The sequence below is a fragment of the Clostridioides sp. ES-W-0016-02 genome (genome assembly GCF_020641035.1).
Classification (GTDB): Bacteria; Bacillota; Clostridia; order Peptostreptococcales; family Peptostreptococcaceae; genus Clostridioides.
The window spans coordinates 219,589-237,750 of record NZ_CP061362.1; the positions used below are offsets into that span (position 1 = coordinate 219,589).

The following is an 18,162-nucleotide window of genomic DNA, read 5'->3' on the forward strand; positions in this document are numbered from 1 at the left end:
CAACTAACATTAAAAAACAACTTAATTTAAATATAATAGTAATATTTTTTCTTTTCTCCATCAATTCCCTCCTTTCTATTTTTTATAAAAAATTTTTATTTCATTTTTATTGACAAATAAAGGAATATAATTATATTATTATAGTAAATAATCTATTATAATTCAAGTCTGAAATTAGATTAGTATTATTTTTTCATTCAAATAAATTCAATAACAGGTGCTTCTCTAAAGCATATAATTATATGCTTTAAGGAGATTCATATATAAAAAGAGGGTGCGTTTTATGTTCTTAAAGGAAATTATAAATAATGTAAATTTTTTAAAAGGAAATGCAGAAGCTACAATTTCGTCGAATGTTTTAGAGTTTATAATAAGTGCATTATTTATTATAGTAGTTATTTCTCTATTGCTTAGATTAATTAGCTTTATTATATCAATACTTAAAATAGCTTTTTATTTTGTTAATAAAAATGTTAAAATCCTAATAAAAAAAGTTAAAACAAATAACTTCAACAATATTAGTTTTAATAAAGAATCTTCTAATGTAATATATTTTAATAATTATAAAAAATAACTATAAGGCTGTCTTTAATTTTCAATAGAGACAGCCTTATTAATTATCTTATTGGACATGCTCCAGAAGTACAAGCACTTTCATATATATCTTGTTCTTCAAATGAATCTGATTCTAACAACCTTAAATAATCATTATTTATAGGTTTTATATCTTTTAATCTTTTATAGTATTCTTCTTCACTTATTTTTTCAAATGGCATAAGAGGATAAGTTTCTTCTGCTAATGGTAAGAAAGTTATTCCAACTATAGAATTAAAATTCTCATAAACCCATTTTGATACAATCTCCCATTCTTCTTCTCTAACATGTACTGTAATGCTTGTATTGTGGTCTGTCCAATTTTCCATAGTTAACTTATATAATTCCAATTGTTCTAAAGCACTTACATTGTATTTAGTCTTACCTGCATAAGATTTTACTGGTATCTCTATCACCTTTATATTAGAACTTCCTATTTCATTAAAGATAGGAAATGAATTATATTCCTCTATAGCTTTATATAATGGGTCAGAGCTTGAGATTCTAACTCTTCTAACATAATATGGGGAATGAGAGAAATGGATTCCTGAACTGACTCCTGGTAAAGTCGAGATAGATCCTTCTGGTTTAATTGTTGTCATTAGATTGGGAGCTTCTATCCCTAACACTTTAGAATATCTTTTACCTTCATCATGGACAACATCTCTAAGAGTATTTAAAATTTCACCTAATTCTTTATAAGTCATATTAGTTAGATTAAACATGTCCATTATACCTGTAAGAGATACTCCTATTACTCTGTCTGACTTCATTACTTCATCCCATTCTTTAAGTTCTGCATCAATCAAAGTCATTCTTAAAGCAATTCGAACGGATAGCCTTAAAACCGATTTTAAAGCTTCTATGTCTAATTTATTGCTACTAATAAAGTTCACTAAGTTTGTAGTTGTTAAATTACAACAACTCTTTGATTTTAATAAGATTTCTCCACAAGGATTACAACCCTCAAAGTCACTTTTTCTTTTTAATGCATTCTCTCCATTTAGAAATCCTGGTTCTCCATTATTTTTTATAGACTCCATTATCTCCTTGATTTTGTCTATAGATGGCTTTTTTTGAAATAAAATTGAATTATTACTCATTCTTCTATGGCCAATACTCTCATCAATTAGAAAGTTCCCATTTTTGTCTATAGAATATATATCTTTCTTTGCATTTATTAAATCAACATCATCTGAGTCACATAATATAATAAGAGAACTTCTTCTAACTCCTCCACAAACAACATTTTCAGAGATTATAGTAGCTATATCCAAACAATTTACAGTAGAAAGTTTCTTTATACCTAAAGTAATGTTATTTATTTTTTTAAACATCACTAACAAAGATTCATGGCCTGAAGCTCTTCCTCCAAATCTTTTTAATGGTTCTCCTGCATCTCTTACATAAGAATAATTTATTATAATTTTCCTGATATCTTTATATGTATCTTCTGATATTATTTTGAAGTAATACCTTAAAGCCTCCACCCATCCTTCTTTAGAGTCTCCGACTTTAAGTTCTATAGTATCTGTATTAATAATATTTATAACAGTATTTTCTATTTCATCATATGGATTTTTTTCATTTTCTCCATTTAAGAAATTAAGATATCTCTTTTTTAATTCTTTTTTTCTAAAATTAGGGTCATGTATGTGTTCTACCTCTACTGCTTTAATGTTAGGAAGCTTATTTACTTCTGTCTTTGTTATCCTTAATCCAACACCACACCCAACCATTAGTAAGTAGAATAGATCCTCAAAAGATTCAAATGAATTTAAACTCATAAAACCACAATTATAGTTTGATAAAGGATATTTATCTACTATCTCAGTGCCACCCATATATAAAGTTCTTCCAGATGGGAATGTTTTTAAATTAAATAAATTATCATAAAAAAATTCTGCTTCTTCTTTTAACTCATTAAAAGATATTGTTTTATTGTGTTTTAATAGAAAGCTTTCTTCTAAACCTATGTTATATTCAACTACTCTTTTACATGTCTCATACCAAAGCTCTCGTCTTTTTAAATCATTTAAATATCTTGAATATGTTCTAAGGTAAACAAACTTACCAAGAACCCCCATTAAGTCTTCTTTATCCTTATATAAGGATAAAAATGAATCTGATATAAAGTTATTCATATATGTAAAAAACCTCCTTCATATTTTCGATAAAAAATTGCCCCTTGGAAGGAGGCAATTAATTTATCACTTTAATATATAATAAATAGTTTTATGATATTTATTCTTTATGTTAGTTTAATTATTACATATTTTATATTATTTAATTTCTTCAAATCTCCATTCTTGAAATTCAGGATATTTTAATCTATCTACATGAGATAAGAACATTTCTAAAGGCCTTGCATACACTTCATTTTTATCATATTCTAAAGATTTATATATAACTAACTCACAGTCAACTTGTTCTTCTGAATGGTAAAGATTTCCCATTTTATCTTTATGCATATATATATTTTTACCTGATTCTGTATGCTTTGAGATAAAAGAGCAATTATACAGTAAATAATGTCTACCTTCAGTTACTGGATCCCCTGAAAGAAGCTCTATTAAGCTTTTTTCATCCATCGGCTTACTTAAGCCTATAGTTGCGTAAAAATTACCTTTAAAATGTTTATAAATACAAGGATACTTTAGTATTCTTTCATTATTTAATTTATAATGATCTTGGTATCCTATTTCTATTAAATCTCTATATTTACCCAATAAACTTATATTAGTTATAATATCTTCACAAGAATCATGTCCCTCTATGTCTTCTTTTTCCAATTTATATTCTTGAAGCTTTCCCATTATATCAGTTATCCTTGACACTAAAAACTCTTTACTTTCTTCAAAAATCATATAATCCACCTCTCAAATTTATTATTAATTATCTCCATCCTAATGCTTGTGCTCCTTCGTCATAAAACTCAAACAAATCTTTTCTAATTTCTTCTAAAACTTCCCATAATTCTTTTTCACTTAATTTTTGTTTTCCCTTTTTAGGCTGTCCTTCTATATACATTTTTTCATTGAGATAGTAACCTAAAGATTCACATTCATTTATTAATTCTGGATAGCTACTTGCCATAACAACACCTCCATATATAATATATATATTCATTAACTATAAGTTAAACATAAAATCATCTAATATAGTATATATTTTATATAAATTTTACTATTTTTATTTTATATAGTCAACAAATTATTATATATTTTAAATTACAATACTATACTATCTTACTAATATAATTTTTTATTATAAATTCTGAAAGGAAGTGTATTTATTGTTAGATTTTTTTTATAGAAATATTAATACTTTAAATATTATATTAACTATAACTCTATATCTTTTAAATGGATATGGATTATATATGTTAAGCTTAAGGGCTAATATAAAGAGACCTTGGCTTGCTTTTGTTCCCATATTAGATGTTTTACCTTTACTTAAATTAGCGAGATTACCTAATTATGTATTTCTTATATTTATTTTACCAATGATAATAAACATTTTCTTTGTATTTACTCCATTATTATTAATAAATACAATTATTATGCTTTCTTTAAGTCTTTATGTTACATATAAGCTTTTATTAAATTATAATTGTAGTACTATAGAATTAGTTTTATTGATGCTATTTACATTACTAACATTAGATTCAAGTTTTACTTATCTTTATATTTTGATTAGAGGATATCCTTACTCCCCGAAGTTAAAAGAAGATAATTAAAAAAGGTTGGACTTGAAAAAGAATCAAATTTCAAGTCCAACCTTTTATTTTTGTATTTAGTTATTATAAAAATCTTCTTCTAATTTTTTTATTGTCATATCCATAATTTTAATTATTTTAGCATCATATTTTTTACATCCCTCAATGAAGCATATGGTCCATTTGTCTATAACTTTTATTTCTTCCGTAGTTAGCTCTAATCGTTCTTTTATTGATTTAATCATTTCTACCATTGCTTTTGTACTTATATCATCATCTGTTGATTTGACTAATTCCAATAAATCATTTTTAAATAGATCCCACACTTTTCCTATTAAACTAATATTCTCTTTCATCTGAAATTCATCTAACACCTTCATCTCATATCCTCCAATTAAGATTTATTTACCTTTTTCATTATTTATTTGAACAACTTCATTTTTAACTTCTATTTTTTTACATAGTTCATTAATTGCATTACAACTCAATTTAAATTTACTTATATTTTCTATTGCCCAAATTAAGTAATTTGGATTCAAGTTAATTAATTTACCAATTTCTAAGCCTCTATACTTTCCAAAATCTATATTGGTCTCAATATCATAAATGCCACTAACAGGCTTTTCCACTTTATCAACTTCCACTGTTTTTTTATTAGAATTTTCTCTTTTAATTTCTAATGGGACATCTTTTATATATTCCCAACTATATACACCACTATTTGGGATTAATCTGCTTTCCCTCCATTTTTTGTCAGTCTGCCAATATGAACAAAACTCACCATTTTCAGTGGGAGTTCCATAAGCTTTGCCATATCCATTACCATCTGGTTCTACTTTATCTACAATTGCATATATATTTTTGTTAGACCAATTAGTTCGCTTCACCGCAAATGGTGTTTTCTTACCAATACTTTCCCATATATTAAAAATATTTAATCCCATTTTATCAACCTTACCTTTCCCCATATTTACATATCTTCTTAATCTAATTAGTTTAATATTTCTATATTCTTCTATGACAATTATTACATATGTTATTGGTCTTTAGTAACCCATTTTCTATTTTTTGTAAAAAAATAGATGATTCAAATAGAATCACCCTTTTTTAAATAGTTCTAAGATTAATAATTAAATTAAGCTATAGACTGTAAATATATATTTTTAGTCATATTTTTTACGAATAAAATAGCTTGATTGGTTTGTCTAATTGCCTCTATACAGATTTCTTCTGTTTGTTCTTCTATATACTCAAGTGCTAAGCCATCATTTCTTACAGCTTCTAAATATATATTGTTTTTCTGCTCCTTAGTTAAATTAAGTTCATCCCATCTTATATACAAAATTGCTTTTTTGTTGCTTCTCACTCCTTCTATACACATTTCATAACTTTGTTTATCAACATTCATCATGTATACCCCATCTTCTTTTACCATAGCCAAATCAAATTCATATTGAGTCATCCTCATTTCACTCCTTATTATTTTAATAATACTTTTTCATTTATTATATACAAAAACTTATTTTTTATTTTAATTTTATATTGTTTATAAAAAACGTTGCAAAATTATTTTTTAAATGATATACTTATATCATAATTACAATTAATTTTTTTATTTTAAATCAAAGAAGTGACCTCCTTAATTTTTTTAAAAGGAATGATAGATATCATTCCTTTTTTGATTTATAGCTATTTTCAATTTTCTTTTAATAGAATCTCCTTGATCTTTAACTTATCTTTCGTACTTAAATTTTTATAGTTTTTGAGAAAACAAAATAATAATTTTTTTTCTTCTGTTGTAACGTCTTTCATATTTATCTTAATCTTTGTAGCAGAATCACTTATTGCTTTTTTTAATTTTAGTTGTTCTTCACCATTAAGATTATATTTTTCTATCATTATATTTTCCCAACTTTTAGGAATACTTCTTTTCCCAGTTTCTACAGCAGACAAATAAGAGACAGTCACATTTAATTTTTCAGACATATCTCTAAGAATCTCCTCTTTTTCTATCCTTAATTTTCTCGAAAATTTACCAAACTCCGTAATATTCATAAATCATTCACCTCAAACTATTTTAATTTTTTCTAAGCATATATAGCCTTACTTTAATTTAGAAATTAACTATTAAATAAAAACTATTTCATCTTCTTACATGCTACCCAGAACTTCTTTGTACTCCCCTTTATAACTTGATACTACCTCTCTAATTTTTATTAGTATAAACTTAATTTTTATATACTCTGTTATAGATATAAAAAGCTTTATATATAATTGAATATACTTGAATCTGAGTTATATTAATGGTATAATATATATAATACTTAATAAAAAGTTTATCATTTTTTTATTTTAAATACCAAGATTTTAAAAGAGTTATATGAAATATTTTTTTTATATGATTTTAGTGGTAAGCAATTCCACTGCCTAATAAATAGGCATAAATTTCTTGGGTAGTCCTGTTTATTGGGCTTACAGGTAAAACAAAGCAATTGCTCCAGGGATAAAGTTAAGATAATTCAGTTTATCGTAAAGTGCGACGCACCTTTATCTTGAAGTATGGTCTGATAGGTATTCCTACGCATGCTTCACTATTATAAAATCGCTTTTATGGCGTTTAAGCGATTTTTTATTTTGTCATAAAAAAAAAGCTTCCTTTTATTTTAGGGAAGCTTTTTAATGTTTAAATGTTTAACCAAGCATTATTCTCTTCTTGATTACAATTTACATACATCCTGGCCACTTTATTTTGTTTAATAGCCTCTGAACAAATCTCTGGAGTTTTATTCTTTACATATTGTAGGTTTAAGCCATCCTCTTTTACTGCAACCATACAAATTTCATCAATTTCACTTTGAGTAAATCTATTTTTTTTAAAATCTACATCTTTTAATTTAACCTTTCCTTTTTTTAGGTCCATTATTATCTGATCCATAACATATCTCCTTGTCTTAAATTTTTTAATTAAATATATCCTTATTTATTTAATTCTTTTTATATAAACTTAAAACCTTTTAAATTGAAAGTTTTTCTACAAAATCAATATATATTTGTTTATTATATTTATCCATCTTGTAAATCATCTTCATAAATTCATCTCTTGAGATATTCTTTTTACATTCTATAGAAAATAGCCACTCTTCATTTTCTTTTATAGCTATTACCCCTTTACTCCTGTCTGTAGCCTTTAATTCTCTTACTTTGAATTTTTCTATATAATTATCTATTTTTTCATTATCTATAAAATAAATAGCACTTGCATTTGATATCAAGGCTTCTGTGCAAATTTTTATACTTTGCTCTTTTACAAAGTATAAGTATACTCCATTTTGTCTTACTGCTTCTAAACATATTTCTTCTGTTTGATTTTCAACCTCTTTTAAATACAATCCATTTTCTTTTACTTTTTTTAAATCAACTTCGTATTGTGACATATGTATTCTGCTACTCAAAATATGGTCAATTCTTATACTTTAACTACTTACTTTTTAATATTTTGACGAGTAGCTCCTCCTTCTTATATTTTATTGAAAGTTTTCTTTTCATCTGGACATATTATAAACTCTTTAATTACTAACTTAAAGAGTTTATCCCTATTCATAATAGTTTGTTTAGTATCTTTAAATTATACTTTAATTAAAAACATTATCTGTAAAATGATAAATATTTAAGAAACACAATATATTATATTATATTTTAGTTTATTTAAAAAATATTTTTAATTAGGGAGTGATAATATGAGATGTCCTATTTGTAATAAAGAAATGGCAGTTTCTGAATTATTTTTAAATCATGTAAGATGTAATTCTTGCCACTATGAGGAAGATAAAGAAAAAGTAGAAGTGATAAATAAAACAAAAAAATTTATAACAGAAAGGAATTTGAGTTATGTCAAATTAGAATTTTGGGATAAAAATGGGTATAATGAATATCCTTTAGACACAGATGTTGATATAATAGCTGAAATGTTGCTGGAAATGCTACAATAATCTTTTTAGGGTATTTATTTAATATTATATGTAATAAAAGAAAGCTATTTAATTTAAATAGCTTTCTTTTATTTTAAACACATTACTTACCAACTCTTTGTTTTAATGCAATCAAAGAGAGTTCTTCCGTTGGATTATTAACCCATAATAAAGCTAATCCGTTCTCCATCACTGCTTCTTTACACATTTCATCGAGTTGATTTTTTACAAACCTTAAGGCCAGTCCATTCTCTTTTACTGCTTCAAGGCATATCTCTGGAGTTTGTTCCTTTACATACTCAAGAGCTAAACCATTCTCTTTTACTGCCTCTAAACATACTTTTTCTGTTTGCTCTTTTACACTCGATAATAATAGCCCTCTTTGCTTAACTGCTTCAATACATAGTTCTTCTGTTTGCTCCTCTATCCACAATAAAGCTAAGCCTTCTTGTTTAACTGCTTTAATATATAAGTTGTATTTCTGTTTATCAGTTATACTCATATCATCCCACTTTATATATTTTAATGATACTCCCCATTTAGTTACAGCCTCTAAACATAATTTATAATTATGTTTTTTTATATACTCTAAAGATCTTGCATCTTTTCTTACTGCTCTTAAGCATATCTCATCTGTTTGATTTTCTATATATTTCAATGCCTTATTATTTTGCTTTAATGCTATTAAGCATAGTTCTGGGGTTTGTTCTTTTATATACCTAATAGCTAATCCATTTTCTTTTACTGCCTTAACAAATATATTATATTCTTGCTTTTTAGTAAGGTTTAATTCATCCCATTTAACAAAAGGTAAAGCATCTCCACATTCTCCTATCATTTCTAAGCACAGTTCATAGTTTTGTTTTATATTTTTTAGACAACAAGGCTCTTTTTTTATTCTTTCTAAATCAAGTTTTAATTGCTTCACTTTGCATCTCCCCTTTTAGCATCTAAGGTTATTTTAACATGGATGCACTATCTTTTTTAATACCTTTAGAAAATTAATATATTATTAACTAATATCATAATTAAAAATTATAAAGATTAAAGAAATTTACTATATTATATTAGCTTTTAAATGTTTATTTTAAAGAAAATATTTTAAATAGGAAGGTGTTTTTAATGAATTTTAATTATTTAATTTTTGCTAAGATAGGTAATAAGGTTATTAAATCTAATAAAATAGGGCAGATGGAGTTTAATTTTTTACAAAATTTTGTGGACTTTTTCAGTGATGATAATTTAGAAAAAGAAGAAATTAAAATTAGGAACAATGAATTTAAAAAGATAGAAAAAGATTTTTTTGACGATTGTAAGGAAATATTAAGATGTATTGGCACTTTAGAAGAGGTTCGAAATTTATATGATTTTTTTAATAAGATAAGAAAAACACAGCTCAAAGAGAATGAAATTGTTTTTTCTTTTGAATAAAATTTTTCAACTAAATTTAATGAACTAAAAGCTATCGATTAATTTAGAGGACTTCTTTATTAAAACTACCTTAAAAAAGGATTAAATATCTCTATTAAGGTAGTTTTTAATTAGTTACACTAAGAGCTTACTATTTAATTTACATCACTTCACAAGCCTATATACATATGGATTTTTAATTGCTTCTAAACGTATTTTGTCAATTTGGTAATCTTTTACAAATACTAAAGCATGTTCATCATTTCTTATTGCCTCTATACATATATTATAAGTTTGTTCTTCTACATACCATAAAGCTAATCCAGCCTGTTTTACCGCCTCAAGACATATCTTATCTGTTTGATTTTTTACATGCTTTAAAGCCATACCATTTTGTCTTACTGCCATTAAACACATTTCTTCTGTTTGCTCTACTATATACATAAGAGAATCTCCATTCTCTTTAACTGCCTCTAAACATATTGATTCTATTTGCTCTTTTGAAAATTTTCTCTTTAACTCATCCAATTTTATACATCTAATTGCTAAACCATCTTGTCTTACAGCTTCTAAACATATTTTAGGTGTTTTTTCTTTTATAAATTGTAATGCTAAACGGTCAGACCTCACCGCATTAAGATATATTTCATTAATTTGTTCTTTTGTTAAGTTTGATTTAATCTCATTTAAAGTCTTTTCGTCTTGCATTACTAATTCTAAGCATAATTCACTAAATTCTTCTTTTGATAATTTATTCTTTAATTTATCTAATATTATATTTTTATTTTTCATATAATTCTCCTATCCAGCTTTAATATTAATAATATAATAACATTTATATTGTTTATATTAAATATTTATTGTAAATTATATTTTATACAAATAAAAATACTTAATTTATTAATCAATTTAATTAATGTAAATAATATTGAGCTTTATTAATTAAAAACAAAAATCACTCTGACAAGAGTGATTTCGTCTTTCAAACTTATTCAGTTTTAAAATTATAATTATTTTATATTACATATATGGTAATTTCATTATATCATCAAATTTATTAGCCTTCAATATATTTTAATATTTTCAAAACTATCGGACTTCCCTACTTAAAAGTTAATTTAATAAGCATTCCTATTAAATCATTAGATGAAACTTTTAAATCCTTCCATCTAATAAAACTAAAAGCATTTATATTCTGGATAATTGCTTCTAAACATATTTCTTTAGTTTGATTATCTACATATTTTAGTGCATTCCCATTTTGTCTTACTGCTATTAAACAAAGTTCTGACATCTGTTCTTTTGAAAGTTCGTCACAATTTACATATCTAAGAGCTTTACCATCTTGTTTTACTGCTATCATACACATTTCTACTGTTTGCTCTTTTACATATTCAAGAGCTCCACCTTTTTGTTTTACTGCTATTAAACATAATTCTTCTGTTTGTTGTTCTACCCAGAGTAAGGCTAATCCATTTTCTTTTACAGCTTCAACACATATTTCATGGTCCTGTTTTATAATATTTCTTAAATAAAGACCATTTATCTTTACTCTTAATAAATCCTTATCTTTTTGAGTCATATCAACATTCTCCTTTTTAAAGTTTATAATTATAAAACATGTATTTTTATATTATATTTTTGTTTAATAATTTAATAATGATGATATTTATTAATTATATGAATTTAAATAATTTGGAGAATTTGTTGAAAAACCATTATCATGATATTTTTATTATGAAATAAAAATATTGTTACTTATATAAAATGTAGTATAAAAAGAGCTATCTAAATCGAAAGATAGCTCTTTTTATATTATTCAAATTGTTCTAAAAAATCAATATAGACTTGTCTATATAAGTTTACTCTGTGAACTGCATTATATCCACGATCTTCAGTGTATATTTTGTTAAGAAATACGCCTTTACTCATATCTTCCCACATCTCATCTAAGAAAAAGGAATTACAAAGAGTAAATAACCATTTACCATTTTCTTTAATAGCAATTACATCTCTAATTTCTTCTTTAGCTTCTTCATATTCAATATTGCTAAATATAAATTTATATTTACTTTTTATCTGTTTTAATCCATTTAAATATTTAATGTCATCAAACATAATAAAGTATATTTATACACTAAAAACAAAGTTTATTTTTATAAATTAATAATTATATTATGTGTTTTATTGCTTATATAAAATATTGAGATATGATTTATATAGTGATATAATTAATTATAGGAAAGATATAGTTATTAAAACTATATCTACTCATTTTTTAAGGTGAGATTTGTACAACTTTTAAGTCTTCGGGTTGGTTAGTTTAAAAAGATAAACATTAAAAAAGGAGCTATTAAAAATGGACAGTATTGTGAATTATAAAAATAGAGGTGATTTTGGCAAGAACAATTACAGGGGGAACACAAGTGGGAAAATTATCTTAGACTTAAACAAAATATATAAATTTGACAAAATTAGTGATTATATGGCTGGTTCTTTTACAACAAAAGATGTAGCAAATTATTTAAACATATCATCAAATTGCTATGATTTGAACACTGGATTTGATTTAATTGACGATGACATTAAAGAAAGAAATGAATTTATTTTTTGGCATCCCCCATATTGGAACATAATAAAATTTTCAGGAAATGTGTATGGAAATGAAATACTAAAAAATGATTTATCTCATATAAAAGATTACTATGAATTTATAAGGAAATTAAATTTTTGTTTAACAAAGCAATTTAACACTCTTGATAAAGGGGGTAGAATAGCTATTTTAATGGCAGATGTTAAAAAGAATAAGAAGCTTTATTCCATGCTATTAGATATGACTAAACTTGGTACTATAGAGCAAATTATTATAAAGAAACAAAATAATTGTACAAGTGATAATAAAATATATTCAAACAATAATTTTATAAAGATAGCTCATGAATATGTCTTGATATTAAGAAAAGATAATCCTCTTATAGTCCCTTTTAGCATAACTAAAACAGATGTTTTTGATATAAGGGATAGCCTAAAAATAACTTGGAAAGATTTAGTTGCAAATGTTTTAGAAAGTTTAAATAAAAAAGCTTGTCTAAATGAAATATACTCTAAAATAGAAGGACATAAAAAATGTAACTCAAATAAAAACTGGAAAGAAAAAATTAGACAAACACTTCAAGAGAATAAAATCTTTTACAGAATTGACAAAGGAGTATGGGGGTTATTTTAATTAATTCTTTAATACATGTATATAATAAAAAAACTATCTATTTTAATAGATAGTTTTTTATTATATTAGACATAGTGAGTTAACTCAATTCATAGTGGTATTCATTTTCTCCTTTTACCTTTTTAAACCTAAATAAAGTATCTTTCTTTGAATATTCCATATAACTTCTATTACCCAAAATATCATACTTTTTGTTTAAAACAAGAGACTTAACAGCATCTCCATCTTCATCTAAAAAAACAATATACCTAAAATTAATTTTAGGTATTTCTTCATTAAATTCTTCCGCACATTTTGCGAAAGGTGGAACATAAGATGATTTTGATTCAAATATAGAAAATGAATAGTAAATACAAACCTTATTAAAATCTATATTTACTACATTAGCTAAATTAACGCTATTATTAGCTTCTATGCTGTTTGAAATAGTCTGTTCTAATTTATAATCTAATGTATGGGCCTCTTTAATTGCTAATTTTTTTTCATCTGCATTGTCAAAAAGAATAGCCATAGGAAGAGTCGACACCATAAAAATAATAAAAAACACTGCTGATGCAATTATATTTCCTTTTTTATTGTCTTCTTCAGAATTACAATTTGATTTTGGTTTTTCACAATTATTATCATCTAAATTCATATTATTCCTCCTTATTGGTACAGAGTATAAACTGTATCATTATTTTTATTTACCTTATTAAATTTAAAAGTAGTATTTTTAGTTAAATATTCTTTGTAACTTTTATTTCCTAATATATCATATGTTTTATCCAAAACCATAACTTTAACAAGCTCTTCTTTTTCATCTAAAAAAACTATATAATTAAAATAATCCTTTGGAATAGTGTGATTATAGTCTTTAATAGTAGATTTAAAATCTTTTATACTACTATATGATGGATAAACAGCAATCTTAGAGAATTTTATTTTAGCTAATTTCTCTAAATCAACAGCCTTATTAGCTTCTATCTCCTTAACTACTTCATCTTCTAACCTATAATCTAATTTATATATCCTCTCATTTTCCTCATATTTCATGTCAAAATGTTCTATTATATGATATACTAAATAAATAAATAATCCACCTATTACCATACAAATTAAAACAGTAATAACATCATCTTTACTGCACTTTAAATTTTTAGTCTTCATAGTTTGTTCCTCTCTTTTTTTTAAAATCAATCAAAAAACGTATTCCTTTTAGTCTTCCAGCATATAAATTTCTTCATTATTTTTATTTGAGTATTCTTTATGACTTCTATCTTTCAAAATGTCATATTTTTTACTCAAAGCTATAATTTTAACTGGCTGATTATCTCCATGTGAACTACTCCTTATTTCAATAAGGAGCTTCTTTTTATAGTCATATATAAGCTATACATTGCTCTTATATACTACCTATATGGGAAGTCCATACCCTATACTGCTACTCCTACAGAGTTACACAGCTACATATATCTTCTTTGGACTGCTTAATCCTTTAAATAGCATCTTTATTCCTTTTTTAGATTTTTGTTCATATAATCTTAATATATTAAATGCTCCTACGCTGTCTGCATTAAATAATGTTAGATTGTCTATATATAAGCCCCTTTTCTTTCTTTTATTCTTTGTTGCATACTTTTTACTTACTTTTGGTGCGAAAGGGCTTACTTGAGAAGTATAACTTTCTTTTATTTTAATTAGTTCTATACCTTCTTTCCTTAACTTATAAGAGAGCAAATTATATATTTTATCATAAGGTAATGAATGGAGCTTTTGATTATTTATTTTTCCTAAGTCTGCTTTTTCTCTTATGTTTTTTATATCTCCTATTACAACTTTATTTATATTATTAATAATGCAATATTTAACTATTTCTTTAGTTGCACTATGGAAATAATGATTTAATTGTAGTTGCTTTTTCTTATATAACCTATCTATTTGTTTAGTTGATTTAGAATATTTTATACCACTTGCTACTTGTTGTGAGTTTGATATACTTTGTAAGTGGCTTATTTTCTTGTTAAAATAATGACTTATTTCTAAGTATTTAGAACCACTTACTATAAAAGAAACTCCTTCATTATCGTAGCAAGTAAATAAATTAGAAATGCCAATATCAATAGATAAGTATTTTCCATTCTCTTTTTTTAATTCGATATTTTCCATATCATAAACAACATTAATCTGATATTTCTTATTTTTAAGAGGTTTAAATTCTATTGTTTTTATTTTACCTTCAACCTTTGAAAAGTTATTTATTTTCAAAGTTAAATATTTGGAATTGAAAGCAAATCTATCATTAAGATAATCTTTTTGTTGTTTAGAAATTGTAAAATTAATAGTATTATCATCTATTATTTCGAATCCATTATTAAGATAAGTAAAATTAAATAAATCTTTTTTATTTTTAAATCTTGGTGGATTAGGATTTTTAATCCCTTTTGAATTATTTAATTCAAAGAAACTTTTCCATGATTTTTGCAATTTATCTAATATGTCTTGTGCTGTTTGAGATGGTAAATTTTTAAACCAAAACTCATCTTTAAGTCTTTTCTTTTGCTCATACCAATTGGGAAATTCTGAAAACCCTAATTTTTTATAGTTTTTCTTTTCATAGTTAGCAATATTCCATAGCCTTGCAGATGAAAAAGCCAAAGAATTCAATACATTAAGTTCTAATTCAGTTGGGTTATAAATAATCTTTTTCGTTAAAAGCAAAATCATTTTCTCCTTTCTATTAATATTTAAAATATAATAAAATAACATCAATTCATTATAGTAGTATAAAAACAAGAACATTCATCTCATCAATAAATTGAGGAGGGTTCTGTTCTTAAGTTTTCTAAAAGTTTAGCTCATAACTCATTACTTTTTTTATACTCCATAAGCCTCTTTTTAACCACATTTTCAATATAATAATTATAAATAGTCTATTTTTTATAATTATTATAGCATATTTATTGACTATATAAAATGTATTATTATTTTTTATAGTTATATTAAAATATTAATACTTAAAAAATATATAAATATGCTAATTATAATACTTAAATATTCATTTAAAGTTATAGTGCCTAATTTATATTTTTCGATTGAAGTTAAACAAAAAAATGATAGAAATTTTAAATATAAATAAAAAGCTATTTAAACTAATTGATATATTTTTACTTATTAAAGAGTTGAAAAGAGACCAAAGTATACCTGTTTATGAATATTTATATTTTTTCTAAGTTTAATACTAAAAATTTAATTTTATATAATACGAAGTTCATATACTTTTTATATTTTATTGTTTATATAAAATATTGTTAGTTGATTTATTTAGTGATATAATCAAATTATCACTAAATATTTTTCTAAAATATATAAAGATTGAAAATAAATGATAAGGAGTATTTACTTGAGACATAATCAAGTAGAAAAATCATATGGGATACTATACAGAATTTGTTTTTGCAATAGAATTAAAAAAAGATACACCTCAAAATGTAATTAAAATATTAGAATATATGCTTGATATAGAAAATGACATCTTAGAATTACCAGAACATGATTTCTTCAATTGTTACAGATGGAGAATGCTTTTTCTTAGTGATAGTTATTATTTTAATGGGTTTACTAATTCTATATTTAAATTTAACAATATAACTGAAAGTTATTTTTTAACAGTAAGAAGTAATTTGAAAAATTATGATAATGAAATTACAAAATTCCTAAATTGGATAAAGCCATACATTGATGATACTGGGCATTCTTTTCTTGGATATATAAGGTCTGAGGAATGTGATAGTCCTAATTTAATTTATTATGATGAAATACTCCATCCTCAACGTATGTAGTATATGTGGTCTTAGAAATAAGGATGTAAAAAACTTAGCACTTAGAAAATGGATTTGCCCAGACTGTAATACACAACATGACAGGGATATAAATGCCAGCATAAATATACTAAAAGAAGGATTAAGATTAGTGGGGATGGAACAGCCCTTAGAGCCTACGAATGCTTAGTGCAAAAGTACTATCGAATAGGAATCTCCACCTTCAAATATTACCAAAGGTAGTTAAGGTGGAGTAGTTCAATATGATGAAATAAAATAATAAACAAAATAATTATTATAAACAGTATAATAACTAATACAATATGTATAAAGGAGTGTTAAACATGATATGTCCACATTGTGGAGAAAAAATAATTGAATTGCTTATATTTGAGGACCATATTAAATGCCCTCATTGTAATTATGAAGAAAAAGATATTTTTGTACTTAATGATGGGGACAAAAATAAACAGCATCTAAATAGAAAAAGTTAAAAATTATTTATGACAATTTATAGTTAATTCATTTAAAAAAGCTATCAATTAGTTTAGATAGCTTTTTTATTTATTAAAGAGTTGAGATAAGTCTGTCTATGAACATTTATCCCTTTCTCTAAATCAAACCCTCCACCTTCATTATAGATTCTATCAATAAAAGTCTCTTTAGTAATTTTATATTGGCAACCTACTGTAAATAACCATTCTTCATTTTCTTTTATTGCTATTACTTCTCTTGCTTTACCTTGTTTTTTAAAATATTTAATATCAAATTCTTCTAAGTACTTTTCCTTATCTTTTATGTATATAATTGAACGTTTATTCTTCTTTAATGCATATCTACATATCTCATCTGTTTGTTTTTTTACATATTCTAATAAGCTAATATCTCGCATTAATGCTATTAGACATAATCTTTCTGTTTGAGTCCTAACATATTTAAAGGTATCTGGTCTAATCAAGATTGCCCATAAACATATGCCTTCAGTTTGATTTTCTATATACATTAATTTATATGGATCTTTTATTATTAGTTCTATACAAATTTTTTCTGTTTTTTCTTTTATATATTTAAAAACCCATTCATTCTTATTGCGTTTATACAAATTTCTTCTGTTTGATTCTTTACATATTCTAAAGCTTCACCATCTTGTCTTACTGCTTCTATGCAAATCTCTTCTGTTTGATTTTTTATGTACTCCAAAGCCATCCCATTTTGTTTTACTGCTTCTATGTAAATTTTATTAACTTGATCTTTTGATAATAGCATACTTAAATGTTTAATTTTCATACCATCTTGTTTTACTATTTCTAAGTAATCTTCATACCTTTGATTTCTATCCAGTTTGAAATTCGATAGATGTGTTTTTATATTATTTAAAATTCTTTTGTCTTTATTCATTTTTTTGTCTCCTATTTATTATTTAATATAACATTATAAAATGGTTGG

24 protein-coding genes and 1 pseudogene are annotated in these 18,162 nt (G+C 24.6%); 7 read left to right on the forward strand and 18 right to left on the reverse strand.

The features are described from left to right. Positions 1-283 precede the first annotated feature (283 nt). Positions 284-574 (forward strand): hypothetical protein, encoded by a 291-nt coding sequence (locus IC758_RS20550; protein WP_227825236.1) that lies wholly within the window; start codon positions 284-286, stop codon positions 572-574. 43 nt (positions 575-617) lie between these two features. Here IC758_RS20550 and nrdJ read toward each other — a convergent pair whose 3' ends face one another. From nrdJ to IC758_RS20595, 9 genes are all read right to left on the reverse strand, one after another. After that, on the reverse strand, positions 618-2,738 hold the full coding sequence (gene nrdJ, locus IC758_RS20555) for a ribonucleoside-triphosphate reductase, adenosylcobalamin-dependent (protein ID WP_227825237.1): 2,121 nt from the start codon (positions 2,736-2,738) through the stop codon (positions 618-620). A gap of 138 nt (positions 2,739-2,876) precedes the next feature. Beyond that, positions 2,877-3,461 (reverse strand): DUF1653 domain-containing protein, encoded by a 585-nt coding sequence (locus tag IC758_RS20560; protein WP_227825238.1) that lies wholly within the window; start codon positions 3,459-3,461, stop codon positions 2,877-2,879. A 28-nt stretch (positions 3,462-3,489) separates the two neighbouring features. Beyond that, positions 3,490-3,690 (reverse strand): hypothetical protein, encoded by a 201-nt coding sequence (locus tag IC758_RS20565; RefSeq protein ID WP_227825239.1) that lies wholly within the window; start codon positions 3,688-3,690, stop codon positions 3,490-3,492. Between the two features lie 699 nt (positions 3,691-4,389). Next, the gene (locus tag IC758_RS20570; RefSeq protein ID WP_227825240.1) at positions 4,390-4,692 is read right to left on the reverse strand and encodes a hypothetical protein; all 303 of its coding nucleotides are present in this window, start codon (positions 4,690-4,692) and stop codon (positions 4,390-4,392) included. Between the two features lie 21 nt (positions 4,693-4,713). Next, a complete protein-coding gene (locus IC758_RS20575; RefSeq protein WP_227825241.1) occupies positions 4,714-5,280 on the reverse strand; it encodes a hypothetical protein in 567 nt (188 codons plus the stop codon). A gap of 167 nt (positions 5,281-5,447) precedes the next feature. Continuing rightward, entirely contained in the window at positions 5,448-5,774 is a 327-nt protein-coding gene (locus tag IC758_RS20580) for a DUF4116 domain-containing protein (protein WP_227825242.1), read from the reverse strand. Positions 5,775-6,007: 233 nt separating this feature from the next. Further along, positions 6,008-6,367 (reverse strand): helix-turn-helix domain-containing protein, encoded by a 360-nt coding sequence (locus IC758_RS20585; RefSeq protein WP_227825243.1) that lies wholly within the window; start codon positions 6,365-6,367, stop codon positions 6,008-6,010. A gap of 628 nt (positions 6,368-6,995) precedes the next feature. Continuing rightward, positions 6,996-7,247 carry a hypothetical protein gene (locus IC758_RS20590; RefSeq protein WP_227825244.1) on the reverse strand — a complete coding sequence of 84 codons (252 nt, stop codon included), beginning with the start codon at positions 7,245-7,247 and terminating at the stop codon, positions 6,996-6,998. A gap of 79 nt (positions 7,248-7,326) precedes the next feature. Next, complete coding sequence (locus tag IC758_RS20595) at positions 7,327-7,746, reverse strand: hypothetical protein (protein ID WP_227845339.1); 420 nt, start codon at positions 7,744-7,746, stop codon at positions 7,327-7,329. A 303-nt stretch (positions 7,747-8,049) separates the two neighbouring features. Here IC758_RS20595 and IC758_RS20600 point away from each other — a divergent pair, with 303 nt between their 5' ends. Then, a complete protein-coding gene (locus IC758_RS20600; protein ID WP_227825246.1) occupies positions 8,050-8,301 on the forward strand; it encodes a hypothetical protein in 252 nt (83 codons plus the stop codon). Between the two features lie 82 nt (positions 8,302-8,383). On the opposite strand, the gene IC758_RS20605 is transcribed toward IC758_RS20600, so the two are convergent. Beyond that, a complete protein-coding gene (locus IC758_RS20605; RefSeq protein WP_227825247.1) occupies positions 8,384-9,208 on the reverse strand; it encodes a DUF4116 domain-containing protein in 825 nt (274 codons plus the stop codon). A 194-nt stretch (positions 9,209-9,402) separates the two neighbouring features. Between IC758_RS20605 and IC758_RS20610 the strand changes: the two genes are divergently transcribed. Further along, complete coding sequence (locus tag IC758_RS20610) at positions 9,403-9,711, forward strand: hypothetical protein (protein ID WP_227825248.1); 309 nt, start codon at positions 9,403-9,405, stop codon at positions 9,709-9,711. A gap of 144 nt (positions 9,712-9,855) precedes the next feature. Here the strand turns inward: IC758_RS20610 and IC758_RS20615 are convergent, their stop codons facing one another. From IC758_RS20615 to IC758_RS20625, 3 genes are all read right to left on the reverse strand, one after another. After that, on the reverse strand, positions 9,856-10,482 hold the full coding sequence (locus tag IC758_RS20615) for a DUF4116 domain-containing protein (protein WP_227825249.1): 627 nt from the start codon (positions 10,480-10,482) through the stop codon (positions 9,856-9,858). A gap of 310 nt (positions 10,483-10,792) precedes the next feature. Continuing rightward, positions 10,793-11,272 carry a DUF4116 domain-containing protein gene (locus IC758_RS20620; RefSeq protein WP_227825250.1) on the reverse strand — a complete coding sequence of 160 codons (480 nt, stop codon included), beginning with the start codon at positions 11,270-11,272 and terminating at the stop codon, positions 10,793-10,795. A 233-nt stretch (positions 11,273-11,505) separates the two neighbouring features. Continuing rightward, positions 11,506-11,808, reverse strand: a complete 303-nt coding sequence (locus IC758_RS20625) for a hypothetical protein (RefSeq protein ID WP_227825251.1) — start codon at positions 11,806-11,808, stop codon at positions 11,506-11,508. A 241-nt stretch (positions 11,809-12,049) separates the two neighbouring features. Here IC758_RS20625 and IC758_RS20630 point away from each other — a divergent pair, with 241 nt between their 5' ends. Further along, the gene (locus IC758_RS20630; protein ID WP_227825252.1) at positions 12,050-12,916 is read left to right on the forward strand and encodes a DNA methyltransferase; all 867 of its coding nucleotides are present in this window, start codon (positions 12,050-12,052) and stop codon (positions 12,914-12,916) included. A gap of 79 nt (positions 12,917-12,995) precedes the next feature. Here IC758_RS20630 and IC758_RS20635 read toward each other — a convergent pair whose 3' ends face one another. From IC758_RS20635 to IC758_RS20645, 3 genes are all read right to left on the reverse strand, one after another. Continuing rightward, entirely contained in the window at positions 12,996-13,553 is a 558-nt protein-coding gene (locus tag IC758_RS20635; protein ID WP_227825253.1) for a hypothetical protein, read from the reverse strand. Positions 13,554-13,564: 11 nt separating this feature from the next. After that, positions 13,565-14,065 (reverse strand): hypothetical protein, encoded by a 501-nt coding sequence (locus IC758_RS20640; protein ID WP_227825254.1) that lies wholly within the window; start codon positions 14,063-14,065, stop codon positions 13,565-13,567. A gap of 288 nt (positions 14,066-14,353) precedes the next feature. Beyond that, a complete protein-coding gene (locus IC758_RS20645) occupies positions 14,354-15,616 on the reverse strand; it encodes a transposase (RefSeq protein ID WP_227825255.1) in 1,263 nt (420 codons plus the stop codon). A 710-nt stretch (positions 15,617-16,326) separates the two neighbouring features. Between IC758_RS20645 and IC758_RS20650 the strand changes: the two genes are divergently transcribed. The 3 genes and pseudogenes from IC758_RS20650 to IC758_RS20660 all read left to right on the forward strand — a co-directional run bounded on the left by IC758_RS20650 (position 16,327) and on the right by IC758_RS20660 (position 17,210). Beyond that, on the forward strand, positions 16,327-16,737 hold the full coding sequence (locus IC758_RS20650) for a hypothetical protein (protein ID WP_227861005.1): 411 nt from the start codon (positions 16,327-16,329) through the stop codon (positions 16,735-16,737). Next, a pseudogene (locus IC758_RS20655) lies at positions 16,730-16,906 on the forward strand (zinc ribbon domain-containing protein); the annotation flags it as partial. The gene IC758_RS20650 and the pseudogene IC758_RS20655, both read left to right, overlap by 8 nt. A 154-nt stretch (positions 16,907-17,060) precedes the next feature. Next, positions 17,061-17,210 (forward strand): hypothetical protein, encoded by a 150-nt coding sequence (locus IC758_RS20660; protein WP_227825257.1) that lies wholly within the window; start codon positions 17,061-17,063, stop codon positions 17,208-17,210. 53 nt (positions 17,211-17,263) lie between these two features. On the opposite strand, the gene IC758_RS20665 is transcribed toward IC758_RS20660, so the two are convergent. Beyond that, on the reverse strand, positions 17,264-17,818 hold the full coding sequence (locus IC758_RS20665) for a hypothetical protein (protein WP_227825258.1): 555 nt from the start codon (positions 17,816-17,818) through the stop codon (positions 17,264-17,266). Then, positions 17,776-18,114, reverse strand: a complete 339-nt coding sequence (locus IC758_RS20670) for a DUF4116 domain-containing protein (protein WP_227825259.1) — start codon at positions 18,112-18,114, stop codon at positions 17,776-17,778. Before IC758_RS20670 ends, IC758_RS20665 begins: the two co-directional genes overlap by 43 nt. Positions 18,115-18,162 lie beyond the last annotated feature (48 nt).